The organism is Mammaliicoccus sp. P-M58 (assembly GCF_022386165.1).
GTDB lineage: Bacteria > Bacillota > Bacilli > Staphylococcales > Staphylococcaceae > Mammaliicoccus > Mammaliicoccus sciuri.
In genome coordinates, this window is sequence record NZ_JAJNJI010000011.1 from 1 (window position 1) to 26,760 (window position 26,760).

General features: G+C 35.4%; 19 protein-coding genes. 12 read left to right on the plus strand and 7 right to left on the minus strand.

Going from position 1 to position 26,760, the window contains the following annotated elements:
- Positions 1 to 599: 599 nt before the first annotated feature.
- Positions 600 to 1,847: a Zn-dependent hydrolase gene (locus tag LQ694_RS11770; RefSeq protein ID WP_135016378.1), complete on the minus strand. Its 1,248-nt coding sequence runs from the start codon at positions 1,845 to 1,847 to the stop codon at positions 600 to 602.
- Positions 1,848 to 1,850: 3 nt separating this feature from the next.
- Positions 1,851 to 2,690: an alpha/beta hydrolase gene (locus tag LQ694_RS11775; protein WP_218697055.1), complete on the minus strand. Its 840-nt coding sequence runs from the start codon at positions 2,688 to 2,690 to the stop codon at positions 1,851 to 1,853.
- A gap of 173 nt (positions 2,691 to 2,863) precedes the next feature.
- Between LQ694_RS11775 and allC the strand changes: the two genes are divergently transcribed.
- The 9 genes from allC (at position 2,864) to LQ694_RS11820 (ending at position 13,489) form a co-directional block, all read left to right on the plus strand.
- Entirely contained in the window at positions 2,864 to 4,096 is a 1,233-nt protein-coding gene (gene allC, locus LQ694_RS11780) for an allantoate deiminase (RefSeq protein ID WP_231493003.1), read from the plus strand.
- Positions 4,097 to 4,138: 42 nt separating this feature from the next.
- Entirely contained in the window at positions 4,139 to 4,927 is a 789-nt protein-coding gene (gene allE, locus LQ694_RS11785; protein ID WP_049320210.1) for a (S)-ureidoglycine aminohydrolase, read from the plus strand.
- A 15-nt stretch (positions 4,928 to 4,942) separates the two neighbouring features.
- Positions 4,943 to 5,974, plus strand: a complete 1,032-nt coding sequence (allD, locus tag LQ694_RS11790; RefSeq protein ID WP_058611806.1) for an ureidoglycolate dehydrogenase — start codon at positions 4,943 to 4,945, stop codon at positions 5,972 to 5,974.
- Positions 5,975 to 6,128: 154 nt separating this feature from the next.
- A complete protein-coding gene (allD, locus tag LQ694_RS11795) occupies positions 6,129 to 7,178 on the plus strand; it encodes an ureidoglycolate dehydrogenase (RefSeq protein ID WP_179926535.1) in 1,050 nt (349 codons plus the stop codon).
- Positions 7,179 to 7,193: 15 nt separating this feature from the next.
- A complete protein-coding gene (fdrA, locus tag LQ694_RS11800; protein WP_218697057.1) occupies positions 7,194 to 8,954 on the plus strand; it encodes an acyl-CoA synthetase FdrA in 1,761 nt (586 codons plus the stop codon).
- Between the two features lies 1 nt (position 8,955).
- On the plus strand, positions 8,956 to 10,221 hold the full coding sequence (locus tag LQ694_RS11805; protein WP_049320214.1) for a YlbE family protein: 1,266 nt from the start codon (positions 8,956 to 8,958) through the stop codon (positions 10,219 to 10,221).
- The gene (locus LQ694_RS15600) at positions 10,218 to 11,009 is read left to right on the plus strand and encodes an oxamate carbamoyltransferase subunit AllH family protein (RefSeq protein WP_179926537.1); all 792 of its coding nucleotides are present in this window, start codon (positions 10,218 to 10,220) and stop codon (positions 11,007 to 11,009) included. The genes LQ694_RS11805 and LQ694_RS15600 overlap by 4 nt, the downstream gene beginning before the upstream one ends.
- The gene (arcC, locus tag LQ694_RS11815; protein ID WP_231493002.1) at positions 11,002 to 11,964 is read left to right on the plus strand and encodes a carbamate kinase; all 963 of its coding nucleotides are present in this window, start codon (positions 11,002 to 11,004) and stop codon (positions 11,962 to 11,964) included. Before LQ694_RS15600 ends, arcC begins: the two co-directional genes overlap by 8 nt.
- Before the next feature lie 310 nt (positions 11,965 to 12,274).
- On the plus strand, positions 12,275 to 13,489 hold the full coding sequence (locus LQ694_RS11820; RefSeq protein WP_025907163.1) for a CynX/NimT family MFS transporter: 1,215 nt from the start codon (positions 12,275 to 12,277) through the stop codon (positions 13,487 to 13,489).
- A 77-nt stretch (positions 13,490 to 13,566) separates the two neighbouring features.
- Here the strand turns inward: LQ694_RS11820 and LQ694_RS11825 are convergent, their stop codons facing one another.
- On the minus strand, positions 13,567 to 14,793 hold the full coding sequence (locus tag LQ694_RS11825) for a pyridoxal-phosphate-dependent aminotransferase family protein (RefSeq protein ID WP_206165624.1): 1,227 nt from the start codon (positions 14,791 to 14,793) through the stop codon (positions 13,567 to 13,569).
- Between the two features lie 183 nt (positions 14,794 to 14,976).
- Positions 14,977 to 15,981, minus strand: a complete 1,005-nt coding sequence (locus LQ694_RS11830; protein ID WP_058611813.1) for a M23 family metallopeptidase — start codon at positions 15,979 to 15,981, stop codon at positions 14,977 to 14,979.
- A 413-nt stretch (positions 15,982 to 16,394) separates the two neighbouring features.
- Here LQ694_RS11830 and LQ694_RS11835 point away from each other — a divergent pair, with 413 nt between their 5' ends.
- Complete coding sequence (locus LQ694_RS11835; protein ID WP_231493001.1) at positions 16,395 to 17,333, plus strand: TDT family transporter; 939 nt, start codon at positions 16,395 to 16,397, stop codon at positions 17,331 to 17,333.
- Positions 17,334 to 17,616: 283 nt separating this feature from the next.
- Positions 17,617 to 19,107: an MFS transporter gene (locus LQ694_RS11840; RefSeq protein WP_218697060.1), complete on the plus strand. Its 1,491-nt coding sequence runs from the start codon at positions 17,617 to 17,619 to the stop codon at positions 19,105 to 19,107.
- 311 nt (positions 19,108 to 19,418) lie between these two features.
- Here the strand turns inward: LQ694_RS11840 and LQ694_RS11845 are convergent, their stop codons facing one another.
- From LQ694_RS11845 to LQ694_RS11855, 3 genes are all read right to left on the minus strand, one after another.
- Positions 19,419 to 20,147 (minus strand): NAD-dependent protein deacylase, encoded by a 729-nt coding sequence (locus LQ694_RS11845; protein WP_096791578.1) that lies wholly within the window; start codon positions 20,145 to 20,147, stop codon positions 19,419 to 19,421.
- 24 nt (positions 20,148 to 20,171) lie between these two features.
- Positions 20,172 to 21,323, minus strand: coding sequence for an ArgE/DapE family deacylase (locus LQ694_RS11850; RefSeq protein ID WP_218697061.1), 1,152 nt, complete (start codon positions 21,321 to 21,323; stop codon positions 20,172 to 20,174).
- A 235-nt stretch (positions 21,324 to 21,558) separates the two neighbouring features.
- On the minus strand, positions 21,559 to 22,302 hold the full coding sequence (locus tag LQ694_RS11855) for an amidohydrolase family protein (protein ID WP_231493000.1): 744 nt from the start codon (positions 22,300 to 22,302) through the stop codon (positions 21,559 to 21,561).
- A 324-nt stretch (positions 22,303 to 22,626) separates the two neighbouring features.
- On the opposite strand from LQ694_RS11855, the gene LQ694_RS11860 reads away from it, so the two are divergent.
- A complete protein-coding gene (locus tag LQ694_RS11860; protein WP_231492999.1) occupies positions 22,627 to 26,652 on the plus strand; it encodes a lectin-like domain-containing protein in 4,026 nt (1,341 codons plus the stop codon).
- The last annotated feature ends 108 nt before the right edge of the window (positions 26,653 to 26,760 follow it).

A 26,760-nucleotide genomic window follows, 5' to 3' on the forward strand; every position in this document is an offset into this window, starting at 1 on the left:
GATAGCCAAAGATGTGAGTTAAAGAAGTATTAAACTCACGAGATCGTAAAACATGTGAGTTAAAGGAAGAGTAAACTCACGAGATAGCCAAAGATGTGAGTTAAAGGAGAAATAAACTCACAAGATAGCCAAAGATGTGAGTTAAAGAAGTAGTAAACCCACGAGATAGCCAAAGATGTGAGTTAAAGAAGTAGTAAACCCACGAGATCGTAAAACATGTGAGTTAAAGAGGCAGTAAACTCACGAGATAGCCAAAGATGTGAGTTAAAGGAGAAATAAACTCACAAGATAGCCAAAGATGTGAGTTAAAGAAGTAGTAAACCCACGAGATAGCCAAAGATGTGAGTTAAAGAAGTAGTAAACCCACGAGATCGTAAAACATGTGAGTTAAAGAGGCAGTAAACTCACGAGATAGCCAAAGATGTGAGTTAAAGGAGAAATAAACTCACAAGATAGCCAAAGATGTGAGTTAAAGAAGTAGTAAACCCACGAGATCGTAAAACATGTGAGTTAAAGGAGAAATAAATTCACAAGATAGCCAAAGATGTGAGTTAAAGGAAGAGTAAACTCACATCTCCGGACATCCCCCAAAAAATATCCTACTCCAACACGGTGTCGAGCTTGGCTAGTTCGATTGTTGTATGTATGAGGAGGTTAATGCCTTTTTCGATTTGGTCTGCTGTGACGGATTCTTTTGGTGAATGGCTAATACCTTCTTTACATGGTATAAAGATCATACTTGTTGGACATATGGGTGCGATGATCATAGCATCATGTCCTGCGCCACTGTACATATAGTTATACGTATACCCTAATTGCTGACAGTTGTCTTCGTTGATTTTTGCAATTTTATGATTGAAACTGCGTGGTGCATCTTGACCTAAATCTTCCAATTCATAATGTGCATTGCGATGATCTGTTATGCGTTCAATGTATGATGTGATTTCATCAACGACTTGTTCTCGTACGGCTTCATTCTTACCTCTAATGTCTATTAAAAGTGTGACTTCTCCTGGTATGGCATTCATTGTATTTGGATATACATCTGCATAACCGACTGTTGTCACAATTCCTTTATCATGATAAGCACGTCCAATTTCTTCGATTTTTAAGATGATTTCTGCGGATGTTGTCAGTGCATCTATTCTCATTGGCATAGGTGTTGAACCTGAATGACTCGTCACGCCTTGAATTTTTAATTTAAAACGATGCGGACCTGCTACATCTGTCACGATGCCGATATCTTTATGTTTCTTCTCTAAAATTGGACCTTGTTCGATGTGTAATTCTAAAAATGCTTTAATATTGTTTCTTTCAAATAATGCTGCTTTACCATGCATGTCTTGAGCAAGTGGTGCGACAATATCATAAAGTACATTCCCGTCGTTATCTTTAATATATTTCATATCTTCTTTCGTCATATTGCCTGTGAGATATTTACTACCTAATGTCGCTTCATTAAATCTTGTAGATTCTTCACAAGCAAAAGCAATGATAATAATGGGATGATCCGTTTCTATTTGATATTTATTTAAATATTCCACAACTTCCAACGCACCAACAACACCAAGTAGTCCGTCATATTGCCCGCCGTCTTTAACCGTATCTATATGAGAACCTAATACGACTGGTTTAAGGTCTGGATTTTTACCTTCTCGACGCGCAATAACATTTCCGAAGAAATCAAAGTAGACATCTAGACCAGCTTTTTGGCAAAGCATTGAGAATTTAAGTGCTGCTACACGTTCTGAATGTGTAAAAGCAATTCGGTTAATACCACCATTTTCAGGATTACGCGCAAATTGATTAAACGTTTCTAGATTTTCCATGACATTTTGAATGTTCATCATTTATCCCCCTTGAACTAAGTTTGATGATTGTTTTAAAAATTGTACGGCTTGTTTATACAGTGAAATGCTCGTTGGTGTTACGTCACGATCAAAATCATGTTGCTCTAAATCGAGTGTCTCTAATTGACTATGCTCAATTTGGCGGTAAATATTTTCACTTTCACTATACGGAACATCTGGGTCACCTTTGCAATGTACAATGAAAGTCGGTGGAAATTGCTTTAATTCTTTAGGTGAAATATTATATGCACTTGCTGTTGATGATTGAATACCTAAATAAGATAACCATTTCGCTTGGCCGCGTACATATAAATAAATCGGATATCTCGTTTGTAATGAGCCAAAAGTTAATGGATTAGGTTGTATAAGTTGATTTAATAGCGCTGGTGTAATTTGAGTTGATAAAGCTTGGTATTGTGCGTTCGGTCTTAAAAATGCAGGAACATGAACACGTGAATAGCCATAAAAATCAAGAATGCCTGCAACTTCACGATAACGTGCAACCATTAAACTTAAGAATCCACCCGCTGAACGACCAAACGTATAGATTGGTAATGCCTCATATAAAGCACTGATTTCATCATATTGAGCTAATGCATCTGAGATAATCGTATCAATTGGGCTTTCCGGTGCCAATCGATAAGAAACGAGTACAAGATGATAGGACTCTGTCAAAATCTCTATATATGCTTGTGGTAAGTCATCACGTTGACCAAAAATTAACCCGCCACCATGAAAGTATATGATAACCCCTTGAGGATCTTCATTTTTAGATTCGATGACGGTATTGGGTAATTGAAAACCATCATTTGTTATACACATTGAATGATTTTGAGTCAAAACAACTCAGCCTCCTAGAAGATATATTTTCCTAATCATAGTATCTCAAATTAAATTTAGGTCGTATTTGTATAAAACATATAAAAGTTAAGCGAATTATTGTATGTTTTGTGAATGATAACAAAAATGTAACCGCTTATAATAGTAAGTGACATGAAAAGGAGATGAATTATATGGACATCCGTTCTTCTTTCGAAGCGCTAGATAAACAGTTTACTTCATTTGGAGGTTTGACAGGTGGTGGTATTACACGTTTACTTTATTCTAAAGAATGGTCAAACGCTGTTCGCGCATTAAAAGAAACATTAGATAAAGAAGGATTTGAAGCACAATTCGATGACATTGGTAACTTAAGAGGTCGTATAGAAGGTAGTAAATACCCAGAAGAAACGATTATGTCTGGTTCTCATATTGATACAGTTGTTGAAGGTGGCCATTTAGATGGTCAATTCGGTGTATTAGCAGCACTTGTAGCGATGCAATCATTGAAAGCAGAATACGGACAACCATTACGTTCTTTAGAAATTTTAGCTTTAGCAGAAGAAGAAGGCAGTCGCTTCCCATTTGCATTCTGGGGTAGTAAGAACTTCTTCAACTTAGCAGATAAAGACGATGTAGATACAATTGCTGATGCTGAAGGTATTCAATTTAAAGATGCAATGCGTGAAGTAGGATTTGATTATCGTACAGATGACAATGACTACAGTCGCATTAAAGCATTTATCGAAGTTCATATTGAACAAGGAAAAGTGTTAGAAACAGAACAAAAATCAATTGGTGTCGTTAACGGTATCGTTGGACAAAAACGTTATACAGTTAATTTAAAAGGTGAAGCAAACCATGCAGGTACGACACCAATGGGCTTAAGAAGAGATGCTGTCATCGCATTTAGTAAAATCGCGACACAATTGACAGAACGTGCAAGAGAATTAGGAGATCCATTAGTATTAACATTTGGTCGCGTAGACCCAGTACCAAATACCGTAAATGTTGTGCCAGGTGAAGTGACATTCTCAATCGATTGTCGTCACATTGACCAAGATGCATTAAATCAATTCGCTGAAGAAATTGATGCATGTATTAAACGCGTATCTGAAGAAGAAGGCGTTGAACATGACATTGATTTATGGATGGATGAAGCACCAACATTAATGAATGAAGATTTAGTTAAGACAATCGAACGTGCTGCTGAAACAGTCGTTGGCAAATCAGATTGGAAATTGATGTCTTCAGGTGCAGGTCACGATTCACAAATCTTCGCACATTATGTACCAACTTCTATGTTGTTTGTGCCATCTATAAATGGTGTGAGTCACAACGTTGAAGAAGAGACAAATGTTGAAGATTTAGTAAAAGGTATCGAAGTATTGAAACAAGTCTTATATGAACTTGCTTATAAAGAATAAATAAATTTTAAAAAATAGAGATAGAGAAAAGGAGTATTGATCATGGGTTACATTAATCATAATCAAGGTTATAGAGAAGGACTATTAGAAACACGTTCAGTTATTAAGAAAGACAACTATGCAGTTATTACACCAGACGGCTTAGTAAACAACGTTGTACCAGGTTTCGAAGATTGCGACGTTACAATTTTAGGTTCACCAAGACTAGGTGCTCGCTTTGTAGACTACTTAGTAACATTAAAAAATCAAGGCGGAAACAGACAAGGCTTTGGTGGAGACGGCGTTCAAACATTTATTTACGTTGAATACGGTAAAATCAACGCATACGCAGATGACAAAAAATATGAATTAACAGCTGGTGGATACTTATACGTACCAAGTCACCAAGTTATGACTTTTGAAAACAGCAATCAAAACAATGATAGCCGCGTATTCTTATATAAAAAACGTTACCAACCTTTAGAAGGATTCACACCAGAAGTTGTAACTGGAAATGTGAATGACATGGTTCAAGAACCTTATGAAGGTATGGAAGAAGTTACAATTCTTGATTTATTACCTAAAGAATTAGCATATGACATGAACATTCATATCTTGTCATTTAAACCAGGTGCTTCACACGGATATATTGAAACACACGTTCAAGAACACGGTGCTTATGTATTAAGTGGTCGCGGTATGTACAACTTAGATAACGAATGGCAACCAGTTGATAAAGGTGATTACATCTTTATGGGCGCTTATGCACCACAAGCAACTTACGCTGTAGGCTTAGACGAACCATTCGCTTATATTTACTCTAAAGATGCAAATAGAGATATCGAAATTTAAGGAAGGTTGTTAAGAATGGCAGAAGAAGGATTAGTATACGTAGAACGTGGAAAGTTGCGCCAGTTATTTAAAGACAAACTGACAAATGCAGGTTTATCTGAACAACATGCTGATAAGACAGCAGATTTGATGATATTTGCAGATGAGCGTGGCATTCATTCACACGGTTCTGTGCGTACACAATATTACGCAGAACGTACTGCAAAAAAAGGATACAATTTGAATCCAGAATTAACATTCACAAAGACAGGTCCATCATCAGGTACTTACTTTGGAGATAATGCAGTTGGGCACTATGTTGCTTATGAAGCAATGGAAGAAGCGATTAAATTAGCTAAAGAAAGTGGTATCGGCATGGTCGGTATTAAAGAAATGGGCCACAGTGGTGCGATTGGTTACTTTGCTGAACAAGCGGCAAAAGAAGGCATGGTCGCTTTAACAGTATGTCAATCAGACCCAATGGTTGTACCATTTGGTGGTACAGAACCATACTTTGGTACAAACCCAATTGCTTTTGCAGCACCACGTAAAAATGGTGAACCGATATTATTTGATATGGCAACAACCGTGCAAGCTTGGGGAAAAATCTTAGATGCACGTTCTAAAAACAAATCCATTCCAGACACTTGGGCAGTAGACAAACAAGGTGAGCCAACGACAGATCCATTTGAAGTCGCTGCGCTATTACCAGTCGCGGGTCCTAAAGGTTATGGATTGATGATGATGGTAGATATTCTAGCAGGTAGCTTGTTAGGTTTACCATTTGGAAAACATGTTACATCAATGTATGAAGATTTAAGTCAGTATCGTAGATTAGGACAATTTCATATCGTCATTAATCCAGCATATTTTGGTGATGAAGAACAATTTTTAACACACGTATCTGAAATGGTTGATGAACTTCATGATATTAAACCGGCTAAAGGCTTTGATCAAGTTTATTACCCAGGTGAAATTCAAGAGGACGTTAAAAAACGCTACAAAGAAAGTGGCATACCGATTGCCGAAAGTATTTATGAGTATTTAATATCTGATGACATTTATTAAATAGCTGAGAAGAAGTGAAAGAGACAATTGAATGTTATAAATGACGACTGTCGACATTTAATATCGTACGTCTTGAGTACCTTCTTTTTTTACGGCTAAAATCATGATTTTATGTATATAAATTACACTATTCGAGTAATAAGGAGGTTAAGATATGCGTGTTTCAAAGAAAGAATTATTTGATTTAATGAAGAATAAATTAGCTAAAGCGGGCTTAAACGAAGGTGCTGCAGAAGATGTAGCAGACGTATTAACATTTGCGGATCATAGAGGTATTCATTCACATGGTGCAGTACGAGTAGAGTACTATGCTGAGCGAATTGCTAAAGGTGGCATAACAGCCAATCCGAATTATCAATTCGAACAAACGGGTTCATCAACAGCTGTATTTGAAGGAGATAATGGTCCTGGTCATCAAGCGGCTAAACAAGCGATGGAAAAAGCAATCGAGATGGCTAAAGAAAATGGCGTTGCCGTTGTTGGTGTTAAGCACATTTCACATAGTGGTGCATTAGGTTACTTTGTAGAGATGGCAGCTAAAGAGAATATGGTCGGTTTAAGTATGTGCCAATCAGATCCAATGGTTGTGCCATTCGGTGGTACTGAACCATATTTCGGAACAAATCCAATTGCATTTAGTGCACCATCAAACGATGATCGCATCATTACATTTGATATGGCAACGACCGTTCAAGCATGGGGTAAAGTGCTAGATGCAAGAGCGAAAAATCAATCAATCCCAGATACATGGGCAGTTGATGCGAATGGTGAACCAACGACAAATGCTAGAGATGTTCATGCACTTGTACCAGTTGCAGGACCTAAAGGATATGGCCTTATGATGATGGTTGATATTCTATCAGGTAGTTTACTAGGCGTACCACATGGTGTACATGTTTCATCTATGTACAAAGATTTAACGAAAGGCCGTGACTTAGGCCAATTACATGTCGTGATTAATCCGGCATTCTTCACAGACTTAGACCAATTTAAATCAAATATTTCAACAATGCTTGATGAATTAAAAGCACAACCAGCAGCACAAGGATATGGAGAAATTTTCTATCCTGGTGAACGTGGCCGATTACGTAGTGAAAAATACGACGAAGAAGGCATTGAAATTGTTGATGAGATATACAACTACTTAGTTTCAGACGATGTGCACTTTGATCGTTATCACGGAAAAAATAGATTTGCAGAATAATAACGGAGGAATAGTATGTTACACACAATTATTAAAGAAAACACTTACCAAGATTCGATTGTATTAATGTTATTATCGAATAAATTATCTGCTATTGATGGTATTAACCAAGTATCCATTATGATGGGAACACCTGCCAATAAAGATATTTTTAAATCTTCAGGATTAGGTACGGATGAATTAGAAGTAGCGAAACCAAACGATATTATCATCGTTGTAGATACAGAAAATGAAGAAAAAGTTGAAGAAGTAAACCAAGAAGTTGAAGCGGAATTGAAAGGGAAAGGTGAAAGTGAAGACCAATCTCAAAAACAAAACGAAGCTTCAAATTGGAACCGTGCATTAGAATTAGCAAACAATCCTAACTTAGCATTGATTTCAATTCCTGGGCAATATGCAGCAATGGAAGCTGAAACAGCATTGAAAAATAACTTAAATGTATTTATGTTCAGCGACAACGTAGCAAAAGAAGACGAAGTACGTTTGAAAAAAATGGCACATGACAAAGGTTTACTCGTGATGGGTCCTGACTGTGGTACAGGTATTATTCATAGTTTACCACTTGCATTTACAAACACTGTAAATGAAGGTGACATCGGTGTTGTTGGCGCTTCAGGTACAGGTATTCAAGAAGTAACAACAATCATTGACCGTGAAGGAAAAGGTGTTACAAATGCTATCGGTACAGGTGGCCGTGACTTATCTACTGAAGTAGGTGCGATTACGATGTTAGACAGTATTAAAGCACTTAATGCGGATCCTAAAGTGAAAGTCATTACAGTTATTTCTAAGCCACCAGCTAAAGAAGTAGAAGAAAAAGTATTGAATTTATTACGTAATATCGAAAAACCAATCGTAACGTTATTCTTAGGTTCTAAACCTGAATATACAGAATCAAACATTTACCACGCTTATACATTAGAAGAAGCGGCACGTGTATCTGTTCAACTTTCAAATGGTGAAACACCTCAATTTAGCACAGCAATTCAATCAGATATTAACATCAAATTTGCTGATAACCAAGATGGCGTTAAAGGTTATTACTCTGGCGGTACGTTAGCTTCTGAAGCAGCAATGTTATTAAAAGATACTTTAGGCGACAATTCAGATGTAGAAACACCAGAAGGCTTTTCATATAAAGGTGGTCACCACGAAATTATCGACTTAGGTGATGATATTTATACACAAGGTAGACCTCATCCTATGATTGATCCATCTAAACGTATCGAAATGTTAGAACAATCTGCAGACGATCCATCAACAGCTATTATTATGTTAGATAACGTGATCGGATACGGAAGTCATGATGACATGGCAAATGAACTTGCGCCAACGATTCAAAAAGTGTTAGACAAAGCACAATCAGAAGGTCGCAGTTTAGCAGTTCTTGCTACAGTTGTAGGTACTGAGCATGACCATCAAGGTTACGACAAACAAGTTAATATCTTAAAAGAAGCTGGCGCAATCGTATGTGAAACAAACAATCAAATGGTGACGACAGCACTTCATTTACTTGGTAAAGATGTTGAACAACCACAATTAGAAACAAAATCATTCGAAGCAGAATCTGTTGATTTAACAGTTGATGAAAAAGTCTTGAACTTAATTAATATGAAACCAAGTGTGATTAATATCGGATTGAAGAGTTTCACAGAAGCTATCCAAGCTAATGACGCACAAGTTGTTCAGTTTAACTGGCAACCAATCGCAGGTGGCGACGAGAAATTAATGAAAGTACTTCAATTCTTAAACAATTACGAAGGAGAGACAGTATAAAATGGCTTATAAAACAATAGACGAAGCTAACCAAGCAGTCATTGATAAGATGATCGCAGCAGCACCATTTTTAGTAGATGTGGTGCCTGCTAAATCTAAAATTCCAGAACTTAAAGAACATGTATTATTACATGCTGGACCACCAATCAAATATGAAAACATGACAGATCCTATGCAAGGTTCATGTGTCGGTGCGATTTTATTTGAAGGATGGGCTGAGAACGAAGAAGCGGCACGTAAGTTGTTAGAAGAAGGACAAATTACGTTCATTCCTTGTCATCACGTTAACGCGGTTGGACCAATGGGTGGTATTACATCAGCTAACATGCCAGTACTTGTTGTTGAAAATAGAGAATCAGGTAATGAAGCATACTGTCAAATGAACGAAGGTATCGGTGCTGTATTACGTTTCGGTGCTTACAATGAAACAGTTGTAAACCGTCTACACTGGATGAAAGATGTATTAGGTCCAGTATTAAGTAAAGCACTTCAAAAAATGGATGATGGCTTAAACGTTAACGTATTAATCGCTAAAGCAATTGCAATGGGTGATGAATTCCACCAACGTAACATTGCAGCATCATTAGCATTCTTAAAAGAAGTGACACCTATCATTGCGTCATTAGAAGATGTAGAACCTGAGAAACGTACAGAAGTATTACAATTCTTAGCTGATACAGATCAATTCTTCTTAAATATCGCGATGGCTACAGGTAAAGCGATGATGGACGCTGCTCGTCAAATCGAACACGGTACAGTCGTAACAGCAATGTGTCGTAACGGTGAGAACTTCGGTGTACGTATTGCAGGTATGGGTGACGAATGGTTTACAGCACCTGTTAACACACCTCAAGGTTTATATTTCACTGGTTACTCAGCAGATGATGCGAATACAGATATCGGTGACTCAGCGATTACTGAAACAATCGGTGTTGGTGGTATGGCAATGATCGCAGCACCAGCTGTTACAAGATTTGTTGGTACTGGTGGATTTGATGATGCATTACAAATTAGTAATGAAATGACTGAAATTTGTATTGGTGAGAACCCTAACTTTGCGATTCCAACATGGAACTTTAAGGGCGCTTGTTTAGGTATCGATGCACGTAAAGTTGTTGAAACAGGCATTACACCTGTTATCAATACAGGTATTGCGCATAAGATTGCTGGTTACGGACAAATTGGTGCAGGTACAGTACATCCACCAATCGAATGTTTCGAAAAAGCGATCACAGCGTATGCTGAAAAGTTAGGATTTAACGCGTGATTCTTCAAGCAACTGCAATAGGACAGGATGCTAAGAAACATTTAGAGCAACATAAACAATTTTATGTGCATAGCGTATTTAATAAAGGTTTCAATATCGTCAATAAATCGAATGACCTTATCTTTATTGGTACAGATGAAAATGGAACATTTCCTTTTGGTATATTAGTCGATTCACAAACAAAGCAAAGTTTATTTAACGAAATCGAATTAAATCAACAAATTGTAGTGGGTCCTACTGCTATTCAAATAAGTAAGACATGCCAACTTGTTTGGCATGTTCCAACTTTAAAGGCATCTGACTTTTCGGAACAGACTGATATACAAAAGCTTAAAGAAAATATCGCATCTTATGACTTTCAGATGTATGAGCAAGGCGATTTTAACAAAGAGAAGATGCAACACATATTAAACGCATTAGAATTTGGAAATGATGAACAAATTGAGGAACAATACCGATATCTGATTGGTAGAGGACAAGGTTTAACACCGTCCGGAGATGATATGCTGACAGGTATTTTATTTATTCATTTTATCCATCCTTTTATTAACAATAATCATTTAGAACAATTAAACATATTACTGCAATCATCTCTAACCACACTTGTAGGCGAAAAATTTTTAAAATGTGCTCTGCAAGGTCAATTTAGTTCAAAAATTTCTAACCTACAACATGATCCATCAATCGCGCGTCTAGACCAACTTTTAAAAGTAGGTTCTTCATCTGGAAGAGACACGTTATATGGCATGTATGTAGCATTAACATTAAGGAGTGAGACGTATGGGTAAGCGAGTTGTACTTGCACTAGGTGGTAATGCGATATTACAACCTAATCAAGAAGCGTCATACGATAATCAATATAATAACGTGATGTCTGCTACACGTAAAATGGCAGAATTGAAGAAACAAGGACATAACATTGTGATTACACATGGTAACGGGCCACAAGTTGGTAATATTATCGCTCAAAACGAAGCGGCGAAAGATATTGTGAACCCACTTCCAATTAACGCATGTAGTGCTGAATCTCAAGGATTTATCGGCTATATGATGGAAGAAGCTATTAAAAATCATTTAAACGATTTAGGTATTAGCAGTGATGTATTAACATTATTAACAATGGTAGAAGTAGACAAAGATGACCAAGCATTTAATAATCCAACTAAACCAATTGGTGTATTCTTCAGTGAAGAAGAAGCTAAAAGATTAGAAAAAGAACATGGCTTTGTCATGGTAGAAGATGCTGGTAGAGGATACCGTCGTGTTGTACCTTCTCCAGAACCACTTGTTATTCATGGCGTGAACCAAATTAAGAAATTAATAAATCAAGCGATTGTGATCTCTTCAGGTGGCGGTGGTATACCTGTTTACCGTGATGAACACGGTGATATTAAAGGTGTAGAAGCTGTTATCGATAAAGATCGTTCTGGTTTAAAATTAGCGCAACAAGTTGAAGCAGATACATTTATGATGTTAACAGACGTACCAAATGTTTGCGTGAACTTCGGTAAAGAAAACGAAGAAAAACTTAAAACAATTTCAGTTGAAGAAGCGAAACAATACGTAGCAAAAGATCAATTTCCAGCAGGAAGTATGTTACCTAAGATAGAAGCGGCTATTCAATTTGCAGAATCAGGTAAAGAAGCTATTATTTGTTCGTTAGATGATGCAATCGATGCATTAGAAGGAAAAGCAGGTACAAGAATTTTATTAGATCCTTCAGTAAAACCAGTTTCTTGTTAATATGAAGGATTTGATTGAGTATTAAAGAAGGGTGTTAGAAATTCTAACGCTCAAGAATGAAAAACAAGATCGTTAGCCGACATACTAAACTTTATAAACCGAAGAAAAACCCATTCCCCTATGGCTAACGATCAAGTCGCTCAACATAGCAGCATTGCACTCAATCATATCTCTGATATACTATTAAAAAAGTCTGGGACAAAGTGTTGTTCCAGACTCTCATATTATATACACTTCAATATGAATGAACTATACTAATGTTGCGTTGATGGTTTTATAAGAAAAAATTTTAGAAATAAGGTGGTATAAGATGATTGAACCCTATAATACACATAGAATTCAAAAAAATTGGGGCATCATAATTGCGATTGTATTTATCGCATCTACACTACGTGCACCATTAACATCAGTAGGTCCAGTAGTTGATGAAATTAAAGATGTTATGCAAATTAATAACAGTCTTGCTGGTTTTTTAACAACAATACCACTCATTATATTTGCAGTCGTTTCGCCATTAGTATCTAAAGTAACTAAACGTTTGACGATGTCTAATACAATAGTACTATCAACGATATTAGTAATTATTGCTTTGTACATACGTGTTGCAGGTGGTTTTAATTTATTTATTATTGGTACAGTTCTACTAGGTATTGCGATCGCATTTGGTAATGTTGTATTACCGAGTTATGTGAAATGGTATTTTCCATTACAAATTGGATTAGCAACAGGTATTTATAGTGGGACAATGAACTTTACTGCAGGATTAGGTGGAGGACTAAGTTTCCCAATGTCTCAATCTCCATTAGGATTTAGACTGTCCCTTGCTTTTTGGATCGTACTAGGAATTATTGCATTAATTTTATGGATTCCAAAAGCAAGTAAAGGCGCTAAACTAGAACGTCAAGATAAACTATCAGAAGCACAGAATCAACATACAAAATTGAACATTACGAAGTCTAAATTAGCATGGTTAGTAGCTTTAACGATGGGATTCCAATCAATGGTATTCTATACAGTTGTTGCTTGGGTGCCTTCTATATTAGTAGATAGAGGTCTAGACCCATCAACTGCAGGTTATTTACTCATGCTTAACCAATTTTCACAAGTGCCAATGACATTTACATTCCCGATTATTGCGTCTAAATTAAAAGACCAACGTATATTAGTTGTGATTATAACAATACTATTCTTAGTTGGATTTGGCTTATTCTTTACGCAATCATTAGTATTACTCGTAATCGGTATTATTATTGCAGGTTTAGGTATGGGTGCATGCTTTAGCTTATGTATGACATTCTTCTCTATACGTGCACGTACAAGTGACGGAAGTATCGCATTATCAGGATTCGGGCAATCTATTGGGTATTTAATAGCTGCCATTGGACCATTCTTTATTGGATATTTACACGATGCGACAGACAGTTGGATATCAGGTATCATCGCCTTAATCGTTATGTCTATTCTGTTCTTTATAGTAGGCTATCCAGCATCTAAAAATAGAGTCGTAGAAGATGAAACGATATAAAAATCACAAAAAAGTCTGAGACAAAGTTACTGTCTCAGACTTTTTTGGATTGTAGCTAACTTATCATTCAAGAAATGCTAGATTTCATTTTGTTCATAATAGTCTAATAATGTCTTAATGGAGTCTGCTACATTAAGGTGTTGCTGGCTGTCGTGTGATACTAAATATGTTGCGAAGATTGATAAGAATGTTAGGATGTTTTGTTTTTGAACGCCGTAACCCATAATACCAATTCTCCATATTTGTCCTTGTAAGTCGCCGAATGATCCAGCAATTTCTACGCCGTAGTTTTGTAATAAGCCATTTCTAAATGTATTATCATCGATGCCTTCTGGAATTTTAACGCAAATGACCATTTTCATCTCATTAGATTCATCACCGTAAATTTCTAATCCAAGTGCTTTTAAAGCTGTTTTTAAAGCTTCTTGGTGATAGCTATGTCTTTTGGCACGTGCTTCAATGCCTTCTGATAGTGCTAATTTTAATCCGGTATATAATGCATAAACAGATGTTGTAGATTCTGTGTGATGATTGAGGCGTTTAGGGCTCCAGTAGTCTTGTAACTGTGTTAAATCTAAATAGTTACTGCTAATGAAATGTTCTTTTTCGGTAGATTCATTAGAGCGAATCCCTAATTCTACACGTTTGCGTTTATTAATTTCTTCGCTGAAACGCTCGTTAAACGTAATCGGTGTAATACCTGAAGGAATAGATAGACATTTTTGAGCGCCACCAACGACTGCGTCTAGTTCCCATTCATCTACAGGAATAACCATACCTTGATAAGTTGCGACAGCATCTACTACTGAAAAGATGCCTCTTTCTTTACAAGCACGTCCTAATTGATCGATAGGTTGCAATCTTCCTGTTGATGTTTCACCATGTACAATCGCAAGAACTTTAGGTTTATATTCATCTAAAGCTTCAATAATTTCTGCTTGATCAAACACTTCGCCCATCGGTTTATGTATATTGTGGACGATTCCTCCTGCACGTGTTACGAGTTCAGTAAATAAATAACCAAATCGACCAATTACAGGTACGAGTACTTCATCACCAGGTTTTACGATATTTGATATAACGGCTTCTAAGCCAGCACGGCTAGTTCCATCAATTGGAAAAGCCCATTTATTTTTTGTTAAGAATGACTGACGAATTAATGACATTGTTTCATTCATGATATTAACAAATTCAAAATCGAATTGACCGAGTATAGAATTCGACATTGCTTGAGAAACACGTGGATCTACACTTACAGGTCCAGGTGTCATAATTAATCGTTTGTTCACTTTTAAAGTATCCACATTGCTAACCTCTTTTTCTATAAATTTAGTCATTATACATTATATCTTAGATTTTCATACAATTATTCGTCAAAAATGATGATTATTTTATTACTTTTTGTCAGAATATTACAAAAAATATGTGTAAAATAAGAGGCTGAAACAATATAGAATGTCTCAGCCTTTTTGACGTTATAGATTATATTATTGGTTATTGTTAATGTATGAATCTGGGTTGACTGAATATTCGTTACCAACGCCGCCTTTCATACGTTGGAAATGTAAATGAGGTGCAGTTGAGTTACCTGTACTACCAGACTCACCAATTTGTTGACCTGCAGTTACTGAATCACCTTTTTGAACATTTAATTTGTTCATGTGCATATACCATTGGTAATAATCACTATTTTTTTCTTTGATTGTTACTTGGTTACCACCACCGTAATTGCTCCAACCGCTTTGGATAACAGTTCCATCAGTTAGTGAATACACTGGTGTATTTTCTTTCATAGCATAATCGACACCATAGTGAGCACCGCCACCGTGATATTGACCATATTCTTGTAATTTAGTGTTCTTAGTTAACCAGTTTGAAGAAGCTTGTGCTTTACCTTCTGACTTTTGAGAGCTTGCACTTTCATTGTTATTTGCTTGAGTTGTTGTTGCTTCGTTGTCATTTAATTGTGCATCTTGTGATGTTGTATTATTTTGACTTTGGTTATAAGTTACATTGTTGTCTGAAGCTTGTGTATTTGAACTTGCATTAGTGTTATTAGTATTTTGTTTAGATGATACATCTGTTGAATCTACTTTATTATTTTGAATAGATGTCTTATTTGTTGATTTAGCGTTAGAATTAGAATTTTCTACGTTGTAACCATGTTTTTGAATTGAATCGTGTGATTGACTTGGTGCATAACTTTGTCCACCTTTAACGAAATAATAATAGTGGTATGTACCGTTAGCATCGATTTCGTAGGATTTATATTCATGGTTATCAAACATGGCCTGATTCCATTTACCGTCTAATGTATGATGATAATTCCCGTTATTATCAATAGTATAGTATGAACCATTTGCGTAACCTGTTGTACCTTGAATAGTTGATTGTGTTGCAACGTTTTGTTCTGCAGCATTTGCCTCATGATGAGCAACACCCATTGTAAGTAACCCTATAGTTGCGATAGAGCTTGTTAATAATTTCTTCATTATGTCTGAACCTTCCCTTTCCTAAATGTCTGACATTAAATTATCATGACTTTTGATAAAAGAAAACAGTTGTAATTGTTTTGTTTGTTTAAGTTAATAACGTGTAATATTTGGATAATAGTATTACAGTTTTCGGAAAATTCATTTATAAGGAAGTCACTTTGTCCATGTTCTGATTGCTTCCATACTTTAAACTTTACCAAAAACATATTATTTATAAAACGATGTATTTTATGATGAATAATATATCTAATTTCGTGATATCACAGTTCATGAAACGCAATTGAATGTCTTGCTTATGATGTCATGATCAAAGAAATGTGATTAAACAAAACGACAAACAATGGTATGATTTAAAGAATACGAATAGAAGCATAAACTTTAGAAAAATATAGAAAGAAAGGCTATTCAATATGTTTATAACAGCATTAAAAAGAACCCCAATTGCAATGAGTGGATTAGCGCTAGGGGTTATGGCGTTAAGTAATTTATTTTACCATTTAAGTTTAATGACTTTAGGATTATGCAGTTTGATTATTTCCTGTGCAATAATTTTAATGTTCTGTACAAAATGGATTGTTTATCCACACATGTTCCTACAAGAGCTTAAAAATATCCATACATTTGCGATATCACCAACATTTCCTATGACTTTGATGATATTTGCATTCATTATAAAACAGAAATTTACCATACAGTCTCAGTTGTTAAACGTGCTATGGTATGTAGCCATTTTATTACATATAAGCTTAATCACTATTTTTGTAAGTCGCTATGCATTTAGAAATTTTAAATCATGGCCAAACACAAGTTGGTTTGTGATGTTTGTCGGAACTGGGGTTATAAGTGAAACGTCAACAGCATTTAATGAAACACTCGGACATGTATCAACAATCTTTGGGACGATATGCCTAGTGTTGATTTTAGCGTATGTATTAATCAGCAAGTCGTGGCAAACATATAACCAAGAACAGTTTCCAATGGTGATTATTATGAGTGCACCAGCAGCACTTTGTTTAAATGGTTATATATTAAATAATACAAATTATTCAAATGTATATATCATCATCTTATTAGTACTTTCGCAAGTGTTGTTTATATTTACTTTAATATTCTTACCGAAAATACTACAAAGAGGCTTCAAAGTATCCTTTTCAGCAATGACGTTCCCATGGGTAACAACAGCCGCATCAATTTATAATGTCACTCAGCATAGTCATGCAAGTAGTAGCACCATCACATTCGGAACAATACTTTCTGTAATTGAAATCACATTGGCAGCAATTATCGTATGCTACGTGTTATATCAATATGTCGTATTCCTAACAACAAAAAACGTAGAGTATAGTTAGGATGTAGAAATATGGACCGATAAAAAAGATTATCGGTCCATATTTGGCATTTCTGTACCGATAAAAAAATATATCGGTCCATATTTAGCGTTACTGTACCGATAAAAATAAATATCGGTCCATATTTCGTGTTTCTGGACCGATAAAAAATAATACCGGTCCATATTTGGCGTTTCTGTATCGATAATTCGCTCGTAAAACAGTATATACATGGTTAAAAAGTTTATGTTTGACTATATAGTAACTATACACCTTACCATTATTTGAGTAAGGAGGATTTATCATGAAATTTAATAAATGGTTCTCGTTAATATTGGTTTCTAGTGCGTTATTTTTGATTGTTATAGATATGACTGTTTTATATACTGCTTTACCTACGATAACGTATGAGTTGGAAGCGAGTGCTTTTCAAAAATTATGGATTGTAAATGCGTATCCGCTAGTTGTTGCAGGGCTCTTACCTGGTTTAGGTACGTTGGGTGATAAAGTAGGACATAAGAATATGTTTTTATCTGGTTTAGTAATCTTTACTTTAGCATCAGTTGTGGCAGCTTTTTCTCCAACATCTGGCACTTTAATTATGGCTAGAGTTATATTGGCTATTGGTGCAGCAACAATGATGCCATCAACACTTGCTATTATTAAACAAGTCTTTGATGACAAAAAAGATAGAGCACTTGCGCTAGGTATTTGGTCTTCTATTGCATCAGCAGGTGCTGGTTTAGGACCTTTAATAGGTGGTTTATTATTAACTAAATTTTGGTGGGGTTCAGTATTTCTAATTAATGTTCCTATTACGATACTTGTTATTATCGTTGCTTTTATACAAATTCCTAATATTAAAGGAAACAAAGATAAAAAATGGGATATCACAAGTTCAATTCTCATTATGATAGGACTTATAGGGACTGTCTACGCTATTAAAGAAGTCACAAAAGAAAATCCTTCAATTGTACTGATTATACTGACATTAGTGATTGGATTATGGTCGTTGAAACTATTCATTAGTCGACAAAAACGTCTATTAAATCCTTTAATTAGTTTAGATATATTTAAAAATAAATACTTTTTATCAGGTGTGATAGCTGCATTTACATCAGCATCCATATTAATTGGCTTTGAAATGATTTTATCTCAAAGATTACAGTTAATTTTAAATCTAACACCTTTAAAAGCAGGGTTAGTCTTAATGTCGATGGCAGCAGCTGCTTTTATAGGAGCAATTGTACAAGGAAGTATCTTAACACGATTTGATAGCATCAAAATACTTATTTACAATTTAATCATTTCATTAATCGGAATTGTAGGATTCACAGCATTTCTACACAATGATTTATGGATTCAAATACTGTTCCTTAGCATTGCAGGATTAGGGTTAGGCGGTGCAATGACTGTAGCATCAAATGCAATCATGACAAACGTTGATGACGATAAAGCAGGTATGGCAGCTTCAGTAGAAGAAGTGTCATATGAACTCGGAGGTTCAATAGGTATAGCTGCACTTGGTGGCGTATTTTCATTTACTTATACTTATTTAATGGAACGCTCAATGTCGATAGCAGAAATACCAGCGAAAGCAAAAGGCAGTTTTGAAGAAACGATGATCGTAGCAGAAAATTCAAATGGACTATTAAAAAGTAAATTACTAGAATTAGGTACAAATGCATTTGATCATGCATATTTATTAATCCTAATCATAACAATCACAATCATCGCTGCAATTATCCTATTATTGTGGAGAATATTAGCACAAATAGGTAAGAAAATAACATAAAAAAAGACTACTTATTTCTCGGAAAATAGAGGGATAAGTAGTCTTTTTTAGGTGTTGAAGGGGATTTGCGTACAGAGGTAATATAGTTTATTTATTGCTTAAAAAAGACAATAAAAAATAGTCGCTTGTGCTACAACACAAACGACTAAATTCAATAAGCCATGGTGAAATATAGCATAGACTATACGCCTTAATTTTTACACTCAGTGACCCTTCCAAAGTTGCTAAGTGTTTTTTAATACTTAAATAATACCATGAGTGTATTTTGTTATCAAGAATAAAAGAGGGAACTCGTTGTGATTTGGCCTAACTCACTCCAACATCTCTTGTACAACAGCTACCATGTCATCATGTATGACGATATTTGCTGTAGCATCATAAGGTGTTTCGTCTTTGTTTATAATGACGAGGTTTTGCCCTTCGAAGTTTGAGATGAGTCCTGCTGCGGGTTGCACGAGTAAGGATGACCCGAGTACGACGAGTGTGTCTGCTTCTCTTATTTTGTTTAATGCATTGAATATTGTTTCTTGATCTAGCATTTCACCGTATAATACGATGTCTGGTCTAATGGTATGACCACATGATTTGCAATGGTGTAAATGGTTATCGATAACATAAGATTTAGTATATGTTTTTTGGCATTTTGTACAATAAAATCGATTTAAAGTGCCGTGCAATTCATCTGTATTTAGACTGCCGGCATTACTATGAAGACCATCGATATTCTGTGTGATGACACCGAGTGAACGATGGTCTTTTTCGAGTTGGGCTATCCATTGATGTACGATATTAGGTTGTTTATCTGTGAAAAGTAAATATTGAAAGCAAAAGTCCATAAATCCTTTTGGGTCACTTTGTAAATAATCAGTACTTAATAAATATTCTGGGGAATAGCCATTCTCTGAGATTTGATCATATAATCCACCGAGTGAACGGAAGTCGGGTATACCACTAGCAACCGAAATACCTGCTCCCGTAAAAAATGTAATATTTTGAGATGAATCAATGATGTTTTTAAGTTGTTGAATTTGTATATTCACGTTAATCACTCCGGTTATAATGAATTACTTTTCTAAGTATTTAGGGAAGAATTCTGTATATAAATCAATAAATTTAAGATACGCATCTTTGGATACATGTTCATCTACTTGATGCGCTTGGTCTACTGTACCAGGTCCATACATTATAAATGAGAAGTTCTCATCTTTAGAAACTAATAAATCAGATGCATCTGTAACACCTGGTGATGCTTCAGTTGGAAGCGTTGTGTCTAAATGTTTTTCGCCCATTTTCACAGCTAACTCGATTAATGAATTTTGTCCAGTAGTGTAAACGGGTGGTCTAGACATATACGTATCAATTTCAATATCTGTTTGATCGGTTTCTATCTGTTTTAAAATTTCATTGAAATATGAAATGAATTGATCATTATCATGTTCAGGAATCGTACGAATATTGAATTCCGACTCTGCATGTTCAGGAATTGAGTTAACTTGGTTACCGCCATTGAAGATAGTCGCATTCATGATTGGTTCGCCAAGTAGTTTATTTGTTTGATTGAATTTAGTAAAGCCTTCATCTGCTTTATAAATAAATTTTACAAGCGGTAAAATGGCATTAAAACCAAGATGTGGCATTGAGCTATGAGATGCTTTTCCTCGAGAAGTGATGCGAATATCCATTGAACCTTTATGTGCATAAATAATTCTATCTTGGGAAGGCTCAGCGATAACGAGTGCTTCAACATCATCCATATATCCTTTATCGTGGAATGCTTTAGCACCTTCACCAGCAATTTCTTCACCAGCCGTTGCTAACAGACGAATTCTACCATGCTGTAATAAACCTTGATCATGTATGTCTATCATGCTGATAACAAGCGCAGCTAATCCAGACTTCATATCAGCAGAGCCACGGCCAAATAATTTCCCATCTACTTCAGTCAGTTTAAACGGATCATATGTCCATTTACTTTCATCACCAGCAGAAACGACATCCATATGCCCAGAAACACCTAAAATTGGACCATCTTCACCCATTTCAGCAACCAGATTTGCACGCGTTTCACTAATTTTAATGATTTCGGACTCGATGTTATGGTCTGCTAATAGTTTCTGTAAGTACTCACATACTTCAATTTCATTATCATTAACAGAGTGAATACTTACTATATCTCCTAAAATGTCTACTTTCTCTTGAACAGTAAATATACTCATAACCAAAACTCCATTTCTATATAGTTTTTATCTCAATTACTATTATATAGCTGAAATCTTGTACTTTGAAATTAAACACATTGGGGAGTTGGAGATATGATGGGTGAGAGTCATGGCTTAATGTTTGAATAAAGCCGATAGGTCGAGATGTAGGTTAAAGGATTAATAAACTCACATCTTTCCCAAATTTAACTTTCCATTCAAACCAAAGTATTATATTACTATCAGCATCATATTACTTCCGATACCATTCTTTCGCATTTTGATAAAATATTTTATTAGCTGCGGCTTCGTCAAAAGTATCTTGAACGAATTGAATATCTTTAGAAGTAAAGCGTTTCGGTGCACGTGTTGATGGTAAGTCTGTACCAAACATAAGTGCATCTGGATTTGCTTGATAAATTTCTTTTAATGCATCTTGTACATTCAAGTCAATTCTACTGAAACCAGTTGCTTTCACGTGAACGCCTTTGTCTACTAATTTTAAAAGGTTTGGAAGACCTTCCTTAGACAGACCGAGGTGATCAATGGATATAGCCGGTAAAGATAATATGGTTTCTTCAATGTCTGGTAAATTCTTAGAATCAATATACAATTCACTGTGCCATCCTACTAAGTCATGTACACGCTTCGCAAAATCACTCAAATGTGCTAAGTCCTCTGAACCACCACGTTTAACATTAAATCTTAAAGCACGAACGCCTTCATCATTTAAAGAAATTATTTCTTCATCTGAAACACTATAAGGCAATTGGGTCACGCCACAGAATTCGGGACCTAAGTCACTAAGTGCTTTAAGTAAATATTGTTGATCGAACCCTTGAAAAGAACCAGAGACAATTGCGCCACCTGCAATATTCATATCTTGTGTTTCTTCTTGATAATCCTCAGTTAGATAACTTGGTGGCATATAGCCGTTATTCTCTTTTACTTCATAATTAAAATCAATAATATGAAAATGAGCATCAAAAATCTTCATCAAAAATTCCCCCTTTTAAAATCACTATACTATATCAGAAAAAAGTTAAATAATATCAATTCATTATGATAGGTCATTTGGAAAGGTTATAGAAATATACATTAATTGTTATTTTTAAAATTTAAATTTATCAAAAGGATTAATATATCAATAAAAGATAAATAAAAATTAGTTTGGCAAAACTAGTAATAATAACGTTTAAAAAATATTTTAAATTTTTTTAAAAATAACTACCATTAGTTAGGTATAAATAGTATAATATGTAAACTTGAGTGAATAATAATTAACAACAGAATATTTTTTAAAAGTGAAGGGAAAAGAAAGATGAAAAAAATAAAACGGGATCTTAAATTTTCTATTAGAAAGTTCAAGGTAGGTATTGGTTCAGTTGCAATCGGGGCAATATTTTTAATCTCTAGCAATGGAGAAGTAGAAGCAGCTAAACTTACAAACGAAAGCCAAATGACAATTAAAGGAACAGAGCAACAAGAAAGTAGCCAAGAAGAAGCAACGAGAACAAAACAGGGAAATGAACAGACACCACAAGATACAGAACAAGCAGAAACAAAAGAAGTATCAGAAATACAAAAACAAGAAGCACCAAAAGAACAAGAACAACAAGAGGCACCTAATGAAGAAATTGAAGTGTCAGAACCAAAGGGAACTGAATCAAACAAAACAGTTACAGATACTAAACAGGTAAATGAACAACAAAATTCATCTCAAGTTAGTAATAAACAAGAGGTACAAGAAACTAAACAAAAGCAACCAGAAACTAAACAAAAGCAACCAGAAACAACGGTAAGTAAAGAACAAGAGGTTTCTGAAGCAACACAACCAGAAAAGTCAGAAACAAACACTCAAGTAAGCAAGACAACTCAACCTGAAGTGAAAGAAACTAAGACTAATAAAAAGGTTGCAAGTGTTAAGGCGAATACGCAAAGTATGAGAGTTGCTAGTACATCTGCTGCAATAACAATGGATTCAAGTAAATCAATAGTAACAAAAAATAATTTCACAGATTATTTCAAGTTAAACGGGGATGCAACATACGATAAAAATACTGGGAAAGTAACTTTAACTACAGATGAAAGAAGTAAAAAAGGTAGTTTTTCTTTAAATAGTAAAATTGATATGTCCCAAAGCTTTACTTTAAAAGGGAAAGTAAATTTAGGTAACAAGAATGCGACACAAGGTGGCGCAGATGGAATCGGTATCGTTTTTCATCCAAATTCAATTAACGATATTGGTTCATATGGTGGCGGACTTGGTATCGGCGGATTATCTAAAGCATTTGGATTTAAGTTAGATACTTGGTACAACGAATCGGGAGAAGCAACATTTATTAAAGACCCTGCAGTATTTGGTAAAAATCGTACAAATACAATGGGTGCATTTGTTTATACGAATGGAAACAACGCAGCAGTTACAGATGAAAGCACAATAAAATTTGTTAGTGGCCCAACTCAAAATAAATTGAGTGACATATTAGTTGACTATAATGGTACAACTAAAGAAATGAAAATTACGTATACAGATACTACGGGAACTTATGTTTTCACGAAAAATATGACAGAATATATCGATCCTAATCAAAGTTATACTTTAGCCTTATCAGGGTCAACGGGATACTATACAAACAGACAAGAATTTCAAATCGAAGAATTTATTTATGTAGCAAGAGGTATAGCTAATGTTAAATATGTAGACCGTGATACAGGAAAAGATATATTACCTGTGAAAGAATACGAAGGCGATATAAAAGGGAAGGTAACGTTAGATAATAAAAAATCTGAACTATATAATCAGGGGTATGATTTTGTTAGCGTTGATGCATCGGATAAAAATAATTTTAATCAACAAACAGATGAAGTAACTTATACAACAAATGGCCAAAATGTTGTTTATTATTTTGTTAAAGCAAATGGTCAACTCATTTCTAAGTATATAGACGAGAATGGAACTGAAATCAAAAAACCAACAACAACAAATGGGAAAGTTGGCAATAACTTTGAAGACCAATATCCTCGAGTGATTGGTGATTACGATTTAGTAGAAGTACAAGGTAATTCAAATGGCCAGCTTACGAGAGACCCACAAACAGTAACGTATGTTTATAAAATCGGATCAGGTCAAGTCAATGTGAAATACGTAGATGAAAGTGGCAATGAAATACAACAATCTACAACATTAAACGGCAAACTTGGAGAAAGCTATACTTCAACATATCCAGAACGAATTGGCATGTACAAGTTTAAAGAAGTAAATGGTAGTGAGACAGGTATTTATAGTAGAGATCAGAAAACAATCATTTATGTATATGAGGATTTCACTTCAGAATCATTAAGTATGAGTGAATCATTAAGCACAAGTGAGTCATTGAGCACAAGCGAGTCATTAAGTACGAGTGAATCATTAAGTGAAAGTGAGTCGTTAAGTACGAGCGAATCATTAAGTACGAGTGAGTCATTAAGCACGAGTGAATCGTTAAGTACAAGTGAATCTCTAAGTACGAGCGAATCATTAAGTACGAGTGAATCATTAAGTACGAGTGAATCATTAAGTGAAAGTGAGTCATTGAGCACAAGCGAGTCATTGAGCACAAGCGAGTCATTAAGTACAAGCGAGTCATTAAGTACAAGTGAGTCATTAAGTACAAGTGAGTCATTGAGTACGAGTGAATCACTAAGCACCAGCGAATCATTAAGCACCAGCGAATCATTAAGTACGAGCGAATCATTAAGCACGAGTGAGTCATTAAGCGAAAGTGAATCATTAAGTGAAAGTGAATCATTAAGTGAAAGTGAGTCTCTAAGTACGAGTGAGTCATTGAGTCCGAGTGAGTCATTAAGTGAAAGTGAATCGTTAAGTACGAGCGAATCATTAAGTACAAGTGAGTCATTAAGTACAAGTGAGTCATTAAGCACAAGTGAATCGTTGAGCACGAGCGAGTCATTGAGCACAAGCGAGTCATTGAGCACAAGTGAGTCATTAAGTACAAGTGAGTCATTAAGTACAAGTGAATCATTAAGCGAAAGTGAGTCTCTAAGTACAAGCGAATCATTAAGTGCAAGTGAGTCGTTAAGCACGAGTGAATCATTAAGTACAAGCGAGTCTCTAAGCACGAGTGAATCATTGAGTATGAGTGAATCGTTGAGTGCAAGTGAGTCGTTAAGTACGAGTGAGTCATTAAGTACGAGTGAGTCATTAAGCGAAAGTGAATCGTTAAGTACCAGCGAATCATTAAGTGAAAGTGAATCATTAAGTGAAAGTGAGTCATTAAGCACAAGCGAGTCATTGAGCACAAGCGAATCATTGAGCACAAGCGAGTCATTGAGCACAAGTGAGTCTCTAAGTACCAGCGAATCATTAAGTGAAAGTGAGTTATTAAGCACGAGTGAATCATTAAGTACAAGCGAGTCGCTAAGCACGAGTGAATCATTGAGTACGAGTGAATCACTAAGCACCAGCGAATCCATAAGTACGAGCGAATCATTGAGCACGAGTGAGTCATTAAGTGAAAGTGAGTCGTTAAGTACGAGTGAATCATTAAGTGAAAGTGAGTCTCTAAGTACGAGTGAGTCATTAAGTACGAGTGAATCATTAAGCACGAGCGAATCATTGAGCACGAGTGAGTCATTAAGTGAAAGTGAGTCGTTAAGTACGAGCGAATCATTGAGTACGAGTGAGTCATTAAGTACGAGTGAATCATTAAGCACCAGCGAATCATTAAGCACGAGCGAATCATTGAGCACGAGTGAGTCATTGAGCACAAGTGAGTCGCTAAGTACGAGTGAATCATTAAGCACAAGCGAGTCATTGAGCACAAGCGAATCATTGAGCACGAGTGAGTCATTGAGCACAAGTGAGTCGCTAAGTACGAGTGAATCATTAAGCACAAGCGAGTCAACAAGTGACAGCACATCAGAAAGCACAAGTGAATTAACAAGCGAAAGTAGTTCAGAAAGCACAAGTGAATCAACGAGCGATAGTACTTCAGAGAGTACAAGTGAATCAACAAGTGACAGCACATCAGAAAGCATAAGTAACTCATTAATTGAAAGTGACGCTATGATTTCAGATGAGCCGACAAATACAGTTGATACAAATATGAACAATATAGTTCAAGATGATAATTATGAAATAAATACATTAAATAATAATATTGAAGAGGTTATAGATTCTAGTGAAATCATGGATCATAATGATGATCAATCTTCTGATGATGAAAAGTTACCTGATACAGGTGAAAGTAAGCAAAATTCTGGTTTAATGAGTGGTTTGCTTGCAGCTTTCGGTGGTGCTTTGTTACTTAGAAGTCGCCGTAAAAATAACCATAATAATCAGTAATTTTAAATTACAGGCTAAGAGATTTCTCTCTTAGCTTGTTTTATTTAATATAAATACTATATAATAATTTAAAAAGAGAATTGGGAAATGTTGGTTATTTTGTGTATT

Coding starts and splice junctions, on each gene's coding strand:
- allD (WP_179926535.1), top strand. CDS start 6,129: ATGCGTGTTTCAAAGAAAGAATTATTTGATTTAATGAAGAATAAATTA.
- allE (WP_049320210.1), top strand. CDS start 4,139: ATGGGTTACATTAATCATAATCAAGGTTATAGAGAAGGACTATTAGAA.
- LQ694_RS11770 (WP_135016378.1), bottom strand. CDS start 1,847: ATGAACATTCAAAATGTCATGGAAAATCTAGAAACGTTTAATCAATTT.
- fdrA (WP_218697057.1), top strand. CDS start 7,194: ATGTTACACACAATTATTAAAGAAAACACTTACCAAGATTCGATTGTA.
- arcC (WP_231493002.1), top strand. CDS start 11,002: ATGGGTAAGCGAGTTGTACTTGCACTAGGTGGTAATGCGATATTACAA.
- allC (WP_231493003.1), top strand. CDS start 2,864: ATGGACATCCGTTCTTCTTTCGAAGCGCTAGATAAACAGTTTACTTCA.
- allD (WP_058611806.1), top strand. CDS start 4,943: ATGGCAGAAGAAGGATTAGTATACGTAGAACGTGGAAAGTTGCGCCAG.
- LQ694_RS11855 (WP_231493000.1), bottom strand. CDS start 22,302: ATGAAGATTTTTGATGCTCATTTTCATATTATTGATTTTAATTATGAA.
- LQ694_RS11835 (WP_231493001.1), top strand. CDS start 16,395: ATGTTTATAACAGCATTAAAAAGAACCCCAATTGCAATGAGTGGATTA.
- LQ694_RS11840 (WP_218697060.1), top strand. CDS start 17,617: ATGAAATTTAATAAATGGTTCTCGTTAATATTGGTTTCTAGTGCGTTA.
- LQ694_RS11850 (WP_218697061.1), bottom strand. CDS start 21,323: ATGAGTATATTTACTGTTCAAGAGAAAGTAGACATTTTAGGAGATATA.
- LQ694_RS11830 (WP_058611813.1), bottom strand. CDS start 15,981: ATGAAGAAATTATTAACAAGCTCTATCGCAACTATAGGGTTACTTACA.
- LQ694_RS11820 (WP_025907163.1), top strand. CDS start 12,275: ATGATTGAACCCTATAATACACATAGAATTCAAAAAAATTGGGGCATC.
- LQ694_RS11860 (WP_231492999.1), top strand. CDS start 22,627: ATGAAAAAAATAAAACGGGATCTTAAATTTTCTATTAGAAAGTTCAAG.
- LQ694_RS11805 (WP_049320214.1), top strand. CDS start 8,956: ATGGCTTATAAAACAATAGACGAAGCTAACCAAGCAGTCATTGATAAG.